The sequence below is a fragment of the Streptomyces sp. NPDC007189 genome (assembly GCF_040703635.1).
Classification (GTDB): Bacteria; Actinomycetota; Actinomycetes; order Streptomycetales; family Streptomycetaceae; genus Streptomyces.
On record NZ_JBEYEY010000005.1, the window covers coordinates 163,687 to 180,219 of the forward strand.

Sequence of the window (16,533 nt, forward strand, 5' to 3'; positions counted from 1 at the left end):
TGGGCTGGCTGCCGCGGGCTGGCCACCGTGGGTCGGTTGCCGTGGGTCGGTTGCTGTGGGCTGGCCGCCGTGGGTCGGTTGCTGTGGGCTGGCTGTCGCGGGCCGGGCGCTGTGGGTCGGTTGCTGTGGGCTGGCTGCCGCGGGCTGGCCACCGTGGGTCGGTTGCCGTGGGTCGGTTGCTGTGGGCTGGCCGCCGTGGGTCGGTTGCTGTGGGCTGGCTGCCGCGGGTCGGGCGCCGTGGGGCGGCCCCAGGATCGGTGTCTCGCAGGCCGGCCTCGGCGGGTGGGGGCCGGGTCGGTCAGTGGCTGTCGGCGAGTGGGACGGAGACGGGGCCAGGGGCGGGGTCCGCGGGCAGGTCCAGGCCGCGGGCGGTGACCGGCCGGGCGCTGCCGTCGGCCAGGCGGTAGGTGAGGCCCACGACCGCGGTGCGCCCGGAGGCGACCAGGTCGGCCAGTGTCCGGGAGCGGTCCAGGAGGAAGTCGACGGTGTGCCGGACGTGGGTGGCGATGAACTCCTCGTCCTCGGTCACACCGGCGGCCCGGGCGGCCAGCACACTGGGCGTCACCCGCTCTATCACGTCCCTCAGGTATCCCGGGGCGGGCGTGCCGTCCGCCACGGCGGTACGGGTCGCCGCGACCGCCCCGCAGGCGTCGTGGCCGAGGACCACGACCAGCGGGCAGTCCAGCACGCTGACCCCGTACTCGATGCTGCCCAGCACCTCCGGTCCGGCCGCGTGCCCGGCGGTGCGGACGACGAACAGGTCTCCCAGCCCCCGGTCGAAGATGATCTCGGCGGCCAGCCGGGAGTCGGAGCACCCGAGCAGTACGGCGAACGGGCGCTGGGCGGACGCCAGGTCGGCGCGGCGGCCGGCGTCCTGGTTGGGGTGATCGGGTGTGCCCGCGGCGAAGCGGTGGTTGCCCGCCATGAGCAGGTCGAAGGCTTCCCGCGGGGTGGAGGGGACGGTGTCGCTCATGGCGGCAGGCTACGACCGGAACCGGTTCGCCGCTGAGCGGGGGCTCGGTCTGGGCGTGGCGCACCCCCGCGCCGGCCCCGGATCTCGGGACCGGGACCGGCGCACGGAGGGGGAGGCGAGGGGCGGGGCGGTGGCCGGACTGCCCGGCCTCAGTCGACGCGCGGCGCGGCGCCGTACTCCTCGTCGGTGACCGGGGTCAGCCAGTGGACGATGGCGTGGTCGGCGTCCGCCTCGTTGATGGCGAGGTGGACCATCAGCCGGTTCGGCGCGGCGCCGTGCCAGTGCTCCTCGTCGGCCTCGAACAGGACGCGGTCGCCGGGACGGATGACCTCGATCGGTCCGCCCCGCCGCTGGCACAGGCCGACGCCCTCGGTGACGAAGACGGTCTGGCTGAGCGGGTGGCGGTGCCAGTGGGTGCGCGCGCCGGGCATGAAGTGCACCAGGGAGGCGGTGACCCGGGACGGCTCGGGAGCGGCGGCGACGGCGTCGATGTAGACGTCGCCGGTGAACCAGTCGGCGGGACCCTTGACGGTGTCGATCGAGCTTCGGGTGATCTGCAAGGCCGTACTTTCTCTTCGCGGGTTGTGAGGGACGGTGAGATAGGTGCGGGGCGGGGTCAGGGCTTCAGGAGGGCCTTGATGGCGCGGCGCTCGTCCATCGCCTTGTAGCCCTCGGCGACCTGCTCCAGCGGCAGGGTGAGGTCGAAGACCTTGCCGGGGTCGATCCGGCGGGTCAGGACGCGGTCGATCAGGTCGGGCAGGTAGCGGCGCACGGGGGCCGGGCCGCCGCGCAGGCCGACGTGGGAGAAGAACAGTTCCTGGCCGTCGACGGCCACCTCGTGGGGGACGCCGACGAAGCCGACGTTGCCGCCCGGCCGGGCCGCGTGCAGGGCCTGCCGCATGGACTCGGCGGTGCCGACGCACTCCAGCACGGAGTCGGCGCCGATCCCGTCGGTGAGCTCCTTGATCCGGGCCACGCCCTCCTCGCCGCGCTCGGCGACGATATGGGTGGCGCCGAACTCCCGGGCCAGCTTCTGGCGGGGCTCGTGGCGGCTCATGGCGATGATCCGCTCCGCGCCCCTCTCCTTCGCGGCGATCACCGCGCACAGGCCGACCGCGCCGTCGCCGACGACCACGGCGGTGGAGCCGGGCCTGACCTCGGCGGCGTCGGCGGCGTACCAGCCGGTGCCCATCACGTCGGAGACGGCGAGCAGGCCGGGCCAGAGCTCCTCGCCCGGCACCTCCTCGGTGGCGACCAGCGTGCCCTGGGCGTTGGGGATGCGCACGTACTCGGCCTGGCAGGTGCTCATGAACTCGCGGCTGAGGCAGTTGGACTGCCAGCCGTTGCGGCAGTTGGCACAGGTGTTGTCCGAGGTGGCGAAGGAGCCGACGACGAACTGGCCGGGCCTGACCGCGGTGACCTCGCTGCCGACCTCCTCCACGAAGCCGACGTACTCGTGGCCCATCGGGTGCGCCTCGTCGGTGGCGTCCAGGCCGCGCCAGGGCCACAGGTCGGAGCCGCACACGCAGGTGACGGCCGTACGGATGATCGCGTCGGTGGGCTGGAGGATCTTCGGGTCGGCGAGGGTCTCGAAGCGCACATCGCCGGGGGCGTGGATCACTGCTCCGCGCATGAGAGGAGTTCCTTACGTGCTGGGGGGGCGGGCCGCTGCCACGGCCGGTGGGGTTGTCGGTGCCCGTGTGCGGTTGCGTACCGGGCGCACGTGGGGCGGCGCCGCTGTCCGGTGCGCGTCCCGGGCGGGCGCACCCGGTGGGCGGCGTCGTCGCGCCGCGGCCGGGAAGCACCGCGTCTTCCAGGTAACCGGTTCCCCGCGCGCTCAGCGAGTCACCAGCGAAGGGTGTACCGCCAGTACATCCCTTGGAAGGCGGACAGGCCGTACGGTCGAGGGGTGGACAACCGTGACGAGGTCCGCGAGTTCCTCACCTCGCGGCGAGCGAAGATCACCCCGGAGCGGGCCGGGCTGCCCGCCGGCTCCCGGCGCCGCGTACCCGGGCTGCGCAGGAGCGAGGTCGCGGCGCTGGCCGACATGAGCGTGGAGTACTACGCGAAGCTGGAGCGCGGCAATCTCGCCGGCGTCTCCCCGGCCGTCCTGGAAGCCGTGGCCCGCGCCCTGCAGCTGGACGACGCCGAGCGGGCCCATCTGCTCCGTCTGGCCCAGGCCGCCGACGGCTCGGACGTGCTCACCCGCCCCCGGCGCCGCAGCACCCGGCAGTGGACCCCGCACCGCAGCCTGCAGTGGACGCTGGACGCGATCACGGCGGGGCCCGCGTTCGTGCGCAACGGCCGGATGGACATCCTGGCCGCCAACTCCCTGGCCCGCGCCTTCTACACCGACCTGTTCGCAAGCCCCGGCAACCAGGCGAACCTGGCCCGGTTCCAGTTCCTCGACCCCGCCTCCCGGCGGTTCTACCCCGACTGGGAGCGCTTCGCCGACATCGCCGTGGCCATCCTGCGCACCGAGGCCGGGCGCGACCCGTACGACAAGGACCTGCACGACCTCGTCGGCGAGCTGTCCACCCGCAGCGAGGAGTTCCGCACCCGCTGGGGCGCGCATGACGTCCGCCACCACGGGACCGGCACCAAGCGGTTCCACCACCCGGCCGTCGGCGCGCTCACCCTCGCCTTCGAGGGGCTGGAGATGGCCGCCGAACCGGGTCTCACCCTGACCGTCTACGCCGCCGAACCCGGCTCGCCCTCCGAGGAGCGGCTGCGTCTGCTGGCCTCCTGGGCCGCCACCGAAGAGGCCTCCGTGCTCGAGGCGGACCGAGGGGCGATGCCCTCGTGAGCCGGATCCTGGTGACCGGTTCCGCGGACGGCCTCGGACGGGCCGCGGCGGACGCGCTGCTGTCCGCGGGACACGAGGTCGTGGTGCACGCCCGGAACCCGCAGCGGGCGAGGGGCCTGGACGACCTGGTCGGCCGCGGGGCGGACCTCGTCGTCGGCGACCTCGCCGAGCGGGACGCCGTACGGCGCCTCGCCGCCGAGGTGGACGACAACGGGCCGCTCGACGCGGTCATCCACAACGCCGGCGTGTGGAGCGGGCCGGCGGTCATGCCGGTCAACATCGTCGCGCCGTACCTGCTCACGGCGCTGCTGCGCGGGCCGCGCCGGCTGGTGTACCTGAGCAGCGGCTCGCACTTCGGCGGGCGTCCCGAGCTGGCCGGCGTCGACTGGCGGGGGCGCGGCGCCGGGTCGTACGCCGACAGCAAGCTGTTCGTGACGACGCTCGCGGCCGCGGTGGCCCGCCTGCGTCCGCAGGTGCTGAGCAACGCCGTCGACCCGGGCTGGGTGCCGACGAAGATGGGCGGCCCGCACGCGCCGGACGACCTCGAACTCGGCCACGAGACCCAGGAGTGGCTGGCCACCGCCGACGACCCCGAGGCCCTGACGACCGGCGGGTACTGGTACCACCGCCGGCGCCGGCCGCCGCACCCCGCCGTCCACGACGAGGCGTTCCAGAACCTGCTGCTGCGCACGCTGGCCGAGGAGACGGGCACCGCGCTGCGGCCCTGACCGGGGCCGGAGCTACGTGACCTGCTCGGCCGCCCAGGCCGCCCAGTCCCGCCGCATCTCGTAGAAGCGCAGGCCGTACTCCAGGGCGATGCGGCCGTAGACCGACAGGTCGTCGTCGTCCCAGTCGACGGTGTCGACGAGGCGGCGCAGTTCGTCGTACGACTCGGCGGACTGCCCGGCCAGGTCGGTCAGGTAGGCGTGGGCCTGGCCCGGTTCGAGGACGCCGAGGAAGAAGACGCGCAGCAGGACGTCGCTGCGGGTGGTCCGCTGGGGTTTCGTCTCCGTCAGCCAGTGCCGCAGCTCGGCGAGGCCCTCGTCGGTGAGGGCGTACTCCTTGCGGCCGCGCGGGCCCTCGGCGGCCACGGTGATCAGGCCGGAGTCCGCGAGTTTCGTCAGCTCCGTGTAGATCTGGCTCTGGGTCGCCGGCCACACGTTGGCCAGGGACGTCTCGAAGCGCTTCAGCAGGTCGTACCCGCTCGCGGAGCGCTCCGTGAGCAGGCCGAGGAGTGCGTGTCTCAGGCTCATGCCCCTCACTCTACATTCCACTGTTGACATGTCGCTAGTGGACCTTCTACTTTTGACATGTCGGGAGGGGAATCCGGAGGCATCCGGAAACCCGGAGCACCGGGAACCACATGGGGAGATCGATGTCCTACCTGCGCACGTTCCTGCCCTGGATCGTCTTCGCCGTCCTGCCCTCGGGCAGCTGGCAGTGGGGCGCCCTGGCCGCGCTCGCCGTCGCCGTCGTGGTCATCGCCCAGCAGCGGCGGGCCGGGACCGGGTTCGACGCGCTGATCATCGAGCTGGGATCGGCCGTCTTCTTCGCGGTGCTGACCGTCGTCGCCTTCGCCGACCCGCACTCCGGCGTCCACCCCTACTCCGCGGCCCTCTCCTCCGGCACCCTCGCCGTGATCGCTGGCGTCTCGCTGGCCGCGGGCAGGCCGTTCACCCTCGGCATCGCCAAGCGGACCACCCCGCGCGAGGTGTGGGGGCTCAAGCCGTTCATCCGCACCAACGTCGTCATCACCGCGGTGTGGACCGCCGCCTTCGCCGTCACGGCCGTCGTCCTCGCGCTCGTGGCGCACGCCGGGCACGCCCGCTCCGCCACCGCGACCGTCGTCCAGATCGCCGGTTTCGTCGTCCCGATGGTCTTCACCGTGCGCTACGTCGCCCACGTCCAGGCCAAGGCCGGGCAGGTGGCCCGATGACCGCCCCCGCCCCCCGCCACCTCGCCGGCAACTACGCCCCGGTCCTCGAGGAACTCACCGTCCACGACCTGCCGGTCACCGGCACGCTCCCGCCCGAGCTGAACGGCTGGTACGTGCGCAACGGCCCCAACCCGGCCGACGCGGCCTCCGGGCACTGGTTCTTCGGGGACGGCATGGTCCACGGCTTACGCATCGAGGACGGCCGCGCGGTGTCGTACCGCAACCGCTGGGTCCGCACCCGCAGCCTCACCGACGGCGCGCGGACGTACGACGACCAGGGCCGCCGCGACCTCACCGCCGGGCCCGCCAACACCCACGTCGTCCGGCACGCCGGCCGCACCCTCGCCCTCGTCGAGACCGCGCTGCCCTACGAGCTGACCTGCGACCTGGACACCAAGGGCCCCTACGACTTCGGCGGCCGGCTGCACACCGCCATGACCGCCCACCCCAAGACCTGCCCGGCCACCGGCGAACTGCACTTCTTCGGCTACGGCATCCTGGAGCCCACCCACCTCACCTACCACCGCGCCGACGCGAGCGGCGAGCTGGTGCTCAGCCGGCCGGTCGAGGTGCCGGGCGCGACCATGCTGCACGACTTCTGCCTGACCGCCGAGCACGTCGTCTTCCTGGACCTGCCGGTCGTCTTCGACCTCGAACTCGCCATGAGCGGCGGCACGATGCCCTACAGCTGGGACGACGGATACGGCGCCCGGCTGGGCGTGCTGCGCCGCGACGACCCCCACGGCGAGGTGCGCTGGTTCGAGATCGGCCCGTGCTACGTCTTCCACTCGCTCAACGCCCACGACGCGCCGGACGGCACCCTCGTGCTGTACGTGATGCGGTACGACGAGATCTGGCGGCGCACCGAGCACGGCCGCACGCCGCCGGGCGACGCCGTGCTGTGGAAGTGGACCGTCGACCCCGCGGCCGGCACGGTCCGCGAGGAGCAGATCGACGACCGGCCGGGGGAGTTCCCGCGCGTCGACGACCGCCTCACCGGGCTCGCCGCCACCCACGGCCACGTCACCTGCGACAACACGCTGGTGCGGTACGACCTGGCCACCGGCGCCGTCACCGCCCACGACTTCGGGCCCGACCGCACGCCCGGCGAGGCCGCCTTCGCCCCCGCCGACGACGCGGCCGGCGGCCCCGGCTGGCTGATGACCTACGTGTACGACGCCGGCGCCGACCGCAGCGACCTGGTGGTCCTGGACGCCGACGACCTGGCGGCGGGACCGGTCGCCACGGTCCAGCTGCCCGCCCGGGTGCCGTTCGGCTTCCACGGCAACTGGCTCGCGGACTGACCGGCCCGGCTCGCCACGGCGGGAGCGGCGGGCCGGGCCCGGCATGTCGGGCCGGAGCATCGACCAACCGGCCCGCCCCCGGCAGCCGTAGCGGGTCAGGGGCAGCCCCGGAGAGGGTGTCTCAGGCCCGTCTCCGAGGCCGGTGCCGCGGCGGCGCCGTCAGGGGGAGCCGGGCGTCCCCCGGAACGCCTCCAGGATCCGTTCCGCCGCCAAGGTCGCCGTCAACGAGCCCTCCCGCACCGCCCGTTCCAGGCCGGGCGCGACCTCCCGGACCGCGGGGTCGGCGTGCAGACGGCCCAGCAGTTCGTCGCGGACCATCGACCACGTCCAGCCGACCTGCTGGTCCCGGCGCTTGGCGGTGAGCCGCCCGCTGGAGTCCAGCAGGGCCCGGTGCTGCTCCAGCCGCTCCCACACCACCTCGAGGCCGGTCGACTCCCGCGCGCTGCAACTGAGCACCGGAGGCGTCCAGAACGCGTCCTTGCCGTGCATCAGCCGCAGCGCGCCCGCCAGTTCACGGGCGGCGGCGCGGGCGTCCCGCTCGTGCGGCCCGTCCGCCTTGTTGACGGCGATCACGTCGGCCAGCTCCAGGACGCCCTTCTTGATGCCCTGCAGCTGGTCGCCGGTGCGCGCCAGAGTGAGCAGCAGGAAGGAGTCGACCATGTCGGCGACCGCGGTCTCGGACTGGCCGACGCCGACGGTCTCCACCAGGACCACGTCGTAGCCGGCCGCCTCCATGACGACCATCGACTCCCGGGTCGCCTTCGCCACCCCGCCCAGCGTGCCCGCGCTGGGGGAGGGGCGCACGAACGCTTTCGGGTCGACCGCCAGGCGCTCCATCCGGGTCTTGTCGCCCAGGATGGAGCCGCCCGTGCGGGTCGAGGACGGGTCCACGGCGAGGACCGCCACCCGGTGGCCCAGCGAGGTCAGCATCGTGCCGAACGCGTCGATGAACGTCGACTTGCCGACACCCGGCACGCCGCTCACGCCGATCCGCCGCGCCCGGCCGCTGTGCGGCAGCAGCTGCGTCAGCAACTCCTGCGCCAGCGACCGGTGCTGGGGACGGGTGGACTCCACGAGCGTGATCGCACGGGCCACGACCGCCCGCTTTCCGTCGAGCACGCCCTTCACATAGGCGTCGAGATCGAGCGGTGCCATCGCCGCCCTACAGCTCGTGGCCGAGGTCGGCCGACAGCCGCTGCACGAGGTCGTACGCCGCGTCCGGGATCACCGTCCCGGGCAGGAACACCTCCGCCGCGCCCATCTCCCGGAGCGTCGGCACGTCCTGCGGCGGGATCACCCCGCCGACCACGATCATGATGTCCTCGCGGCCCTCCTCGGCGAGCTTCTCGCGCAGCGCCGGCACGAGCGTCAGATGGCCCGCGGCCAGCGAGGACACGCCGACCACGTGCACGTCCGCCTCGACCGCCTGCCGGGCGACCTCCTCCGGCGTCTGGAACAGCGGGCCGACGTCGACGTCGAAGCCGAGGTCGGCGAAGGCGGTCGCGATCACCTTCTGCCCGCGGTCGTGGCCGTCCTGGCCCATCTTGGCGACCAGGATGCGCGGCCGGCGCCCCTCGGCCTCCTCGAAAGCGTCCACCAGGGCACGGGTGCGGTCCACGTTCGGGGACTGGCCTGCTTCGTTGCGGTACACACCGGAGATCGTACGGATCTGGCTCGCGTGCCGGCCGTACACCTTCTCCAGGGCGTCCGAGATCTCGCCCACGGTCGCCTTGGCGCGGGCCGCGCGCACGGCCAGTTCCAGCAGGTTCTCCTTGCCGTCGGCGGCCCGGGTGAGCGCGTCGAGGGCGTCCCGGCAGGCCTGCTCGTCCCGCTCCTCGCGCAGCCGCCGCAGCTTCTCGATCTGCTGGGCCCGTACGGAGGAGTTGTCGACCTTGAGGACCTCGATCTGCTCGTCGCTGTCCACGCGGTACTTGTTCACGCCGATCACCGGCTGCCGCCCGGAGTCGATCCGCGCCTGGGTGCGGGCCGCGGCCTCCTCCACGCGCAGCTTCGGGATGCCGGCGTCGATGGCCTGCGCCATGCCGCCCGCCTGCTCGACCTCCTGGATGTGCGCCCACGCCTTGCACGCGAGGTCGTAGGTGAGCCGCTCCACATAGGCGCTGCCGCCCCACGGGTCGATGACCCGCGTCGTGCCCGACTCCTGCTGGATGAGCAGCTGGGTGTTGCGGGCGATGCGCGCCGAGAAGTCGGTCGGCAGGGCGAGGGCCTCGTCCAGGGCGTTGGTGTGCAGCGACTGGGTGTGGCCCTGGGTCGCCGCCATCGCCTCCACGGCCGTACGCGTGACGTTGTTGAACACGTCCTGCGCGGTCAGCGACCAGCCCGAGGTCTGCGAATGGGTGCGCAGGGAAAGGGACTTGGCGTTCTTCGGCTCGAACTGGGAGACCAGCTTGGCCCACAGCAGCCGGGCCGCGCGCAGCTTGGCGATCTCCATGAAGAAGTTCATGCCGATCGCCCAGAAGAACGACAGCCGGGGCGCGAACGCGTCCACGTCCAGGCCCGCGTCCCGGCCCGCGCGGAGGTACTCAACCCCGTCCGCGAGCGTGTACGCCAGCTCCAGGTCGGCCGTCGCCCCGGCCTCCTGGATGTGGTAGCCCGAGATGGAGATGGAGTTGTAGCGCGGCATCTTCTGCGAGGTGTACGCGAAGATGTCGGAGATGATCCGCATCGAGGGCTTGGGCGGATAGATGTAGGTGTTGCGGACCATGAACTCCTTGAGGATGTCGTTCTGGATGGTCCCGGCCAGCTTCTCGGGCGGTACGCCCTGTTCCTCCGCCGCCACGATGTACAGGGCGAGAATCGGCAGCACCGCGCCGTTCATCGTCATCGACACCGTCATCTTGTCCAGCGGGATGCCGTCGAACAGCTGCCGCATGTCGTAGATGGAGTCGATGGCCACGCCCGCCATGCCGACGTCACCGGTCACCCGCGGGTGGTCGCTGTCGTAGCCCCGGTGCGTGGGCAGGTCGAAGGCGACCGACAGGCCCTTCTGGCCCGCCGCCAGGTTGCGCCGGTAGAAGGCGTTGGACTCCTCGGCGGTGGAGAAGCCCGCGTACTGCCGGATCGTCCAGGGCTGGTTGACGTACATCGTCGGATACGGGCCGCGCAGATACGGCGCGATGCCCGGGTAGGTGCCCAGGAAGTCCAGGCCCTCCAGGTCACGGCCGGTGTACAGCGGCTTGACCCCGATGCCCTCCGGGGTCTCCCACAGCGGCTCTTCGCCGCCGGTCGCCCGCGCGACGGCCGCACGCCACTGATCGGCACCGCCGTCGGCGGCCGGCGTCCCCAGCTCGATGCCGGAGAAGTCGGGGATTCCCATCAGGACACTCCCATGCGGTCGAGGGTCGCGGACAGCACGTCGATGGCGTCGCAGCCCGCGAAGACACAACTGTCGATGCCGGCGTACTCGCCCCGGCCCGCCAGGAACACATGCCGGGCGCCGGACGCCTTCAGCGACTTGGCGGCCTGCTCGGCCTGCTCGGCGTACAGGGCGTCGCTGGAGCACAGCACGGCCTCGGTGGCGCCGCTGTCCTCGAAGGAGCCCTCGGTGACCGGCTCGATGCCGCCCGCCTGGAAGAGGTTGGCGGCGAAGGTGGCGCGCGCGGTGTACTCGGCGGCCGAGCCGAGGGTGGCCAGGAAGATCCGGGGGCGGGCGCCGGTCGCGGCCAGGTGGGCGTCGGAGCGGGCGCGCAGCTCCTCGAACGCCTCGTCCCGGCGCACGCGCGGCAGTCCGCCGGACGGCTGCTCCGGCGCGGGCTCGCGCTCCACCGGCTTCTCGGCCAGCAGCGGGAACTCGCTGACGCCGGTGATGGGTTCGCGCCGCTTGGCGAGCTTCTTGGAGCGCTCCGCCCAGGTCGTCGCGAGGTCGGTGCGCAGCCGGCCGGAGCGCAGCACGGCCGCCTGGCCGCCGTCGCGCTCGATCGTCCGGAAGAACTCCCAGGCGGCGTGGGCGAGTTCGTCTGTCAGCCGCTCCACGTACCAGGAGCCGCCCGCCGGGTCGATGACCCGGGCCAGGTGGGACTCCTCGATCAGGATCGTGGAGGTGTTGCGGGCGATCCGGCGGGAGAACGCGTCGGGCAGGCCGAGCGCGTGGTCGAACGGCAGGACGGTCACGGCGTCGGCGCCGCCGACTCCGGCCGCGAGCGTCGCGACCGTCGTGCGGAGCATGTTCACCCACGGGTCGCGGCGGGCCATCATCACCGGCGAGGTCACCACGTGCTGCACCTGGGCGCCCGGGGCCCCGCAGACCTCGGCGACGCGCGACCACAGCCGGCGCGCGGCCCGCAGCTTGGCGACGGTGAGGAACTGGTCGGCGGTGGCGGCGTAGCGGAACTCCAGCTGCCCGGCGGCCTGTTCGACGCTCAGCCCCGCCTCGGTGAGCTGCCGCAGATACGCCACACCGGTGGCCAGCGAGGCGCCCAGCTCCTGCGCGGCCGAGCCGCCCGCCTCGTGGTACGGCAGCGCGTCCACGGTCAGCGCGCGCAGCCCGGGGTGGTTCTCGGCGCAGCGCGCGGCCAGGGCGGCGTACGGCGCGAAGTCCAGGGCGGTGCCGGTACGGGCCTCGTACCCGAGCGGGTCGCCGCCCAGATTGCCGCGTACGGCCCCGGCATCCACGCCCTTGTCCGCGTACAGCCCGAGCAGCGCCTCGGCGGCGGCCTCGGTGTCCCGGCCGGCGTCCAGCACGACCGGCGCGAGGTCGAGGTACACGCCCTCCAGCGCCTCGCCCAGCCGGCCGACCGGGATGCCGCCCTCGCCCAGCACGAGCCACAGCGAGGTGCCGCCGTTCTCCAGGTCGGCCAGGACGGCGCCCTCCGCGAGGGCGGTGTGCCGCTGCCGCACGTCCCAGCCGCCCGCGGTGTTCCCCTCCGGGCGGCTGCCGCGCACATAGGGCGCGAAGCCGGGCAGGCCGGGGTCGGGCGCGGCGTCGCGCGCGGTGTACAGGGGGCGGGTGCGCAGCCCGTCCTCCAGCGTCGTGGACAGGGCGTCCTCAACTGCCGCGCCCGAGACTTCCTTGCCCGACTTGCGCAGCACGCCCTCGACCAGGCGTTGCCACTGCTCGTGCGTCGCGTCAGGGAACTCGGCGGCCAGTGAGAGCCCGTCGTCAGGCAGGACCGTCATGGCTGGGATGCTAGGGCAGGGCGCTCAACCGCGGCTCGATGAACCCCTGTGAGGTTTCTCCTCTTGCACGTGTGACCTGCGTCGCCCAGCCCTGTAAAAGGGCGCACCGGCGGGCCAAAGGCGCGGGCCGACACCTGCGGACGCCGCTCCGGGCCGCCCGCTCAGTGCTTCGGCGCGGCGTGGCCCTTGCCGGTCGCGTCCTTGATGCCCAGCTCCGCGCGGCTCACGTCCTCGGTGGAGAGAGTCTGAGGGGTCGCGGTGAAGGCGCGCAGCCGGATGTGCGTGTACGTCTTCGCGGGCAGCGGGTATCCGCCCCTCGGCGCGCGCAGCTCGACGGTCGCCGTGGTGTGCGCGGGGATCGTGGCCGGGCCGTGCGCCAGCGACCAGTACCGGCTCATGCCCTGGCCGGTCGTCAGCATGTAGTGCGGGGTCAGCGCGGTGCCGCCGGTGTTGGTCACCTTCACGGTCAGCCCCGACAGCGTGTGCTTCGGGCCGTGCCGGTTCGCCGTGATGTGCATGCTCAGCGGCGGCTTCCCCGTCACCGCCAGGGTCGCGCTCACCAGCGCGGGCAGCACCAGCGCCACCACGGCCGCCGCCAGGGCCGGCCGGCGGCGCCGGCCCGTCAGCCACCGGGGGCGCGGCTGCCACGCGTTCCTGAACTCCGGCAGGGGCGCGGTCACCGCCGCCGCCAGCCACAGCGGCGTGTACATCAGGTAGTAGCCGTCCTGGGAGCGGGTCGCCAGGTAGAAGGCGCACCAGGGCAGCACGGTCGCGGCCGGGCCGAGCCGCCGCACGAACAGCACGAACAGTACGAACAGGGCCGCGGCGAGCAGCATGCTGGCGTGGCCGTACCAGTCGAGCCGGTCGCTGCCGTGGGTGAAGTACAGGGAGACGTCGACCAGGCCCTGGCCGTGCAGCACCGCGCCCTGGGTCAGCGGCAGGGCGATGCCGTCCAGCCACGGACCCGGCTCGCTGACGATGAAGTAGGCGTTGACCAGCAGCCAGGTGAGGGCGGCGATCCCGGCGATCCGCAGCACCACCCGCGCGGCCTCGCGCCCGCCGAGTTCACCGCGGCGCACGGCGTAGATCCCGGCCAGCAGGAACGGGGTGACGAACCAGGGCAGTTGCTGTGCCGCGCACGCGGCGCCGATGCACGCGGCCCGCGCGATCCCGGCGGCGCCCAGCCGGCCCCCGGCGCCGAACCGCGGCCAGTGCATCACCACCGGCACCAGCAGGACCAGGCCGATGATCGCCGGGTAACCCTGACGGGCGTACATCGGCAGGAAGCTGAAGCCCAGGCAGACCATCGTGGCCGCCGACCGCCACGGCGCCGGCAGCAGCCGCCACAGCACGACCGTGCCCACGATCAGCACGACCGTCACCGCCAGCGTCGCCGGAGCGCCCGCGTGGCCGAGCCACAGGAAGGGCACGGTGAGCAGCGGCGCCAGCGGGGGATAGCCGTACGTGAAGTCGTAGCCGCCGGTCGTCGTGGCCGTCAGGGCGACGCCCTTGAGGTGGAAGAGCCAGGGCCACGGCTGGTCGTACACCTGGTGTCCGTGCACGATCTGCTGCGCGGCCTGCGTCGTCAGGACCGCCTCGTCGCCGCCCGCGTGGTTCAGCGCCCAGCCGCACAGGGTGAGCGCGATCGCGGTCACCAGCACCACCGCGTCCAGGCGGGCCAGCGAGCGCGCCCGGCGGACCGTCAGCGTGAGCACGCCGGTCACCAGGATCGAGGCGTAGCAGACGGAGATGACCGCCGCGAGGACCAGCTTGTGCGTGGCCGCCTGCGTCCACACCGCGCGCGTGCCGATGAACAGGCTGACGTCGGCGAGCAGCGTCAGCACGCGGTGCCATTGCGCGGGGGGTTCGTGGATCTCCGCGCGGGCGACCGGGACGGCGGACACCGCCGACTGCGTCCGCCGGCCGGCTGTCACCTGCTGTGTTTCTGCCAAGTGCACGGGACTGGACGCTATCGGGGACGGATGTGCGACACGTGGCGCCCGGTGAAGAGAACGGTATGAGGGCGGTAAGAAGCGGGCGTAATCGTACATGTGACGCAGGTCGCTCCCCGCCATGTGACACCGGACCGGTCGCGCAGCGTGTCGTTGTTGGGCCGAACGGGTGACGTGGCGTAAGAATTGGCTGGTGCAGGCATCGAGTGCGAGTCAGGTCGGGGGGAGCCGGTGAGCCGCTACGACGTCACCGATGAACAGTGGGAGGGGCTCGCCCAGGTCGTGCCGTTGCGGGGCCGGGACGCCTGGCCGTCCGCGGTGAACCACCGCTCGCTGCCGGACGCCGAGACCGAGACCCGGCGCCGGTTCGTGGTCCTGCGCGTCAACGTCTTCGCCGACGCCCGCGAGGTCGCCGAGACCCTGATGGCCGGCGCGCCGGTCCTGCTCGACCTGACCGGCGCGGAGAACGAGGTCGCCAAGCGCGTCCTCGACTTCAGCACCGGCGTGGTCTTCGGCCTGGGCAGCGGCATGCACCGCGTCGACCGCAACGTCTTCCTCCTCACCCCACCGGGCACCGAGGTGAGCGGGCTGATGGAGGGCGTGGGGGTCTCAAGGGGCTGAGCGGGGCGCCTCCCACAGTCGGCGGGGCTTCTCGGGCTCCTCGGGCTCCTCGGGCTCTTTGGGCGGGGCGGGCGGAGCGGCCGGCCCGGTTCACTCGTCCGGGTGGGGCGGGTCGCGTGGGACGCCTGCCCGGCCGCCCGATCGTGGGAAGGCGGCGGCAGGAAACGGTTCGGCAGGCGGGGCGGGGCCTACGGTCCGGGCATGGCCGTGCCTTCCGTGTCCGCTGAGCCCCCCGTCGCCGACGTGTCCGCCGCGACCGTCCCCCCGCAGTCCCGTCAGTTGCCCGACATGCGCGCCCGGATCACCGAGTTGCGGCTGTCGGCCTTCGCCGGGCACCGGCGGGCCGGGTTCCCGCTGGGCGCCGTCACCCTGTTCGCCGGGCGCAGCGGTGCGGGGAAGACGACCGCGCTCGCGGCGTACGAGGCGCTCGCCCGGCTCGGCGGCGGGGCCTCCTTGTGCGAGGCGTTCCCCGACCCCGCGGCCTGTGTGCCGCAGCGGGCGCGTCCCGATGCCGGGGGGCGCCGGGGCTTCCGGATCGGGTGTACGGCCGACGGCGCCGAGGGACCGGTCCGGCTCGACCTCGCCGTACAGGCCGAACCGGACCTCAGGATCGTCGGCGAGCGGCTGACCGCGGGCGGCGTGGTCCTGCTGCAGACCGCGCTGCGCGACCCCGGCCGCCGCAGCGTCCAGGCCGCCTGGCACACCGCGGGCTCCGCCCCGGTGACCCGCGCCCCGCTGCCCGACGACCGCCTCGGCACCGCCCTGCTGCCGCTGCGCGTGGCCGGGAAGACGGACGGGCAGCGGCAGGTGCTCGCCGCCGCCGAGCAGATGGTGGTCGCGCTGCGGTCCGTGTTCTGCTGCGACCCCCGCCCCGAGTGCATGCGCGGCCCCGTCCCCACCGGCTCCGGCCGGCTGCTGCCCGGCTGCGACAACCTCGCCGACGTGCTGTGGCGCACCCGGACGGAGTGCAGCCGCCGGCACGGGCTGCTGGTCGACGCGCTGCGCGCCGGATGCGCGGGCCCGGTGACCGACCTCCTCGCCGAACCGCTGCCCGACGGCACGGTACGGGCGCTGCTCGACCGCGGTGACGGCCCACGCACCGAACTCGCCCGGCTCGGCGACGGCGAACTGCGCTATCTCGCGCTGACGCTGGTGCTGCTGACCGGGCCCGGCGTGCTGGCCGTGGACACCCCGGGAGAGGTGCCCGACGCGCTGCGCACCCTCACCGTCCTCGCCGACGGCTTCGACCGCGGCCTCGACCCCGTCCAGCGCCGCGAACTGCTTACGACGGCGGCCCGGATGGGCGAGCGCGGGCACATCCGCTGCGTGGCCGCGGTGAGCGACGCCTCCTGGGCCGCCGGGACCGACGGCGTCACGGTGGTACACCTGGACGCGTGACGGAACCTCTCGACCTCGCCCGGCTGCAGCGCCGGCTCGCCGAGTTCGCGGCCGCGCGGAACTGGCAGCCCTACCACACCCCCAAGAACCTCGTCGCCGCGCTCAGTGTGGAGGCCTCCGAGCTGATGGAGATCTTCCAGTGGCTGACGCCGGAGGAGTCCGCGCGGGTGATGGACGACCCCGGCACCGCGCACCGGGTCACCGACGAGGTCGCCGACGTCCTCGCCTATCTGCTGCAGTTCTGCGACGTCCTCGGCATCGACCTGCTGGCCGCCCTGAACGCCAAGATCGACCGCAACGAACAGCGCTTCCCCGTGCCGGGAGCACAGCGCGGCGCCGTGCGCCCCCAAGGGCCGGACTCCTGAACTCCGTTATCACTCTCCGAAGTCAAATCGCCTGTCGAATCC

The 16,533-nt window shown here is 73.4% G+C and carries 15 protein-coding genes; 7 read left to right on the top strand and 8 right to left on the bottom strand.

The genetic code is table 11. The annotated features are described in order from the left end of the window. Positions 1-298: 298 nt before the first annotated feature. The 3 genes from AB0950_RS12735 to AB0950_RS12745 form a co-directional block, all read right to left on the bottom strand. On the bottom strand, positions 299-973 hold the full coding sequence (locus AB0950_RS12735) for a carbonic anhydrase (RefSeq protein WP_360148131.1): 675 nt from the start codon (positions 971-973) through the stop codon (positions 299-301). 149 nt (positions 974-1,122) lie between these two features. Beyond that, the gene (locus AB0950_RS12740; protein WP_360148128.1) at positions 1,123-1,533 is read right to left on the bottom strand and encodes a cupin domain-containing protein; all 411 of its coding nucleotides are present in this window, start codon (positions 1,531-1,533) and stop codon (positions 1,123-1,125) included. A gap of 56 nt (positions 1,534-1,589) precedes the next feature. Continuing rightward, a complete protein-coding gene (locus tag AB0950_RS12745; protein WP_366778491.1) occupies positions 1,590-2,606 on the bottom strand; it encodes a zinc-dependent alcohol dehydrogenase family protein in 1,017 nt (338 codons plus the stop codon). A 276-nt stretch (positions 2,607-2,882) separates the two neighbouring features. On the opposite strand from AB0950_RS12745, the gene AB0950_RS12750 reads away from it, so the two are divergent. Together AB0950_RS12750 and AB0950_RS12755 are read left to right on the top strand one after the other, a co-directional pair. Further along, complete coding sequence (locus AB0950_RS12750; RefSeq protein WP_360148122.1) at positions 2,883-3,779, top strand: helix-turn-helix transcriptional regulator; 897 nt, start codon at positions 2,883-2,885, stop codon at positions 3,777-3,779. Next, positions 3,776-4,507: an SDR family NAD(P)-dependent oxidoreductase gene (locus AB0950_RS12755; protein ID WP_360570171.1), complete on the top strand. Its 732-nt coding sequence runs from the start codon at positions 3,776-3,778 to the stop codon at positions 4,505-4,507. The genes AB0950_RS12750 and AB0950_RS12755 overlap by 4 nt, the downstream gene beginning before the upstream one ends. A 12-nt stretch (positions 4,508-4,519) precedes the next feature. On the opposite strand, the gene AB0950_RS12760 is transcribed toward AB0950_RS12755, so the two are convergent. Beyond that, positions 4,520-5,032, bottom strand: a complete 513-nt coding sequence (locus AB0950_RS12760) for a PadR family transcriptional regulator (protein ID WP_360148116.1) — start codon at positions 5,030-5,032, stop codon at positions 4,520-4,522. A gap of 122 nt (positions 5,033-5,154) precedes the next feature. Here AB0950_RS12760 and AB0950_RS12765 point away from each other — a divergent pair, with 122 nt between their 5' ends. Beyond that, the gene (locus AB0950_RS12765; protein WP_360148113.1) at positions 5,155-5,715 is read left to right on the top strand and encodes a hypothetical protein; all 561 of its coding nucleotides are present in this window, start codon (positions 5,155-5,157) and stop codon (positions 5,713-5,715) included. After that, positions 5,712-7,019 (top strand): carotenoid oxygenase family protein, encoded by a 1,308-nt coding sequence (locus tag AB0950_RS12770; protein WP_366778492.1) that lies wholly within the window; start codon positions 5,712-5,714, stop codon positions 7,017-7,019. Before AB0950_RS12765 ends, AB0950_RS12770 begins: the two co-directional genes overlap by 4 nt. Positions 7,020-7,178: 159 nt before the next feature. On the opposite strand, the gene meaB is transcribed toward AB0950_RS12770, so the two are convergent. From meaB to AB0950_RS12790, 4 genes are all read right to left on the bottom strand, one after another. After that, on the bottom strand, positions 7,179-8,174 hold the full coding sequence (gene meaB / locus AB0950_RS12775) for a methylmalonyl Co-A mutase-associated GTPase MeaB (protein WP_360148110.1): 996 nt from the start codon (positions 8,172-8,174) through the stop codon (positions 7,179-7,181). A gap of 7 nt (positions 8,175-8,181) precedes the next feature. Beyond that, positions 8,182-10,356, bottom strand: a complete 2,175-nt coding sequence (gene scpA, locus AB0950_RS12780) for a methylmalonyl-CoA mutase (RefSeq protein ID WP_360148107.1) — start codon at positions 10,354-10,356, stop codon at positions 8,182-8,184. Continuing rightward, positions 10,356-12,155 carry a methylmalonyl-CoA mutase subunit beta gene (locus AB0950_RS12785; protein ID WP_360148104.1) on the bottom strand — a complete coding sequence of 600 codons (1,800 nt, stop codon included), beginning with the start codon at positions 12,153-12,155 and terminating at the stop codon, positions 10,356-10,358. The genes scpA and AB0950_RS12785 overlap by 1 nt, the downstream gene beginning before the upstream one ends. Before the next feature lie 161 nt (positions 12,156-12,316). After that, complete coding sequence (locus tag AB0950_RS12790) at positions 12,317-14,059, bottom strand: hypothetical protein (RefSeq protein ID WP_366778596.1); 1,743 nt, start codon at positions 14,057-14,059, stop codon at positions 12,317-12,319. Between the two features lie 279 nt (positions 14,060-14,338). Here AB0950_RS12790 and AB0950_RS12795 point away from each other — a divergent pair, with 279 nt between their 5' ends. From AB0950_RS12795 to AB0950_RS12805, 3 genes are all read left to right on the top strand, one after another. Next, positions 14,339-14,728, top strand: coding sequence for a cell division protein SepF (locus tag AB0950_RS12795; protein ID WP_360148101.1), 390 nt, complete (start codon positions 14,339-14,341; stop codon positions 14,726-14,728). A gap of 201 nt (positions 14,729-14,929) precedes the next feature. Next, entirely contained in the window at positions 14,930-16,126 is a 1,197-nt protein-coding gene (locus tag AB0950_RS12800) for an ATP-binding protein (RefSeq protein WP_366778493.1), read from the top strand. Continuing rightward, a complete protein-coding gene (locus tag AB0950_RS12805; protein WP_366778494.1) occupies positions 16,123-16,491 on the top strand; it encodes a nucleotide pyrophosphohydrolase in 369 nt (122 codons plus the stop codon). The genes AB0950_RS12800 and AB0950_RS12805 overlap by 4 nt, the downstream gene beginning before the upstream one ends. The last annotated feature ends 42 nt before the right edge of the window (positions 16,492-16,533 follow it).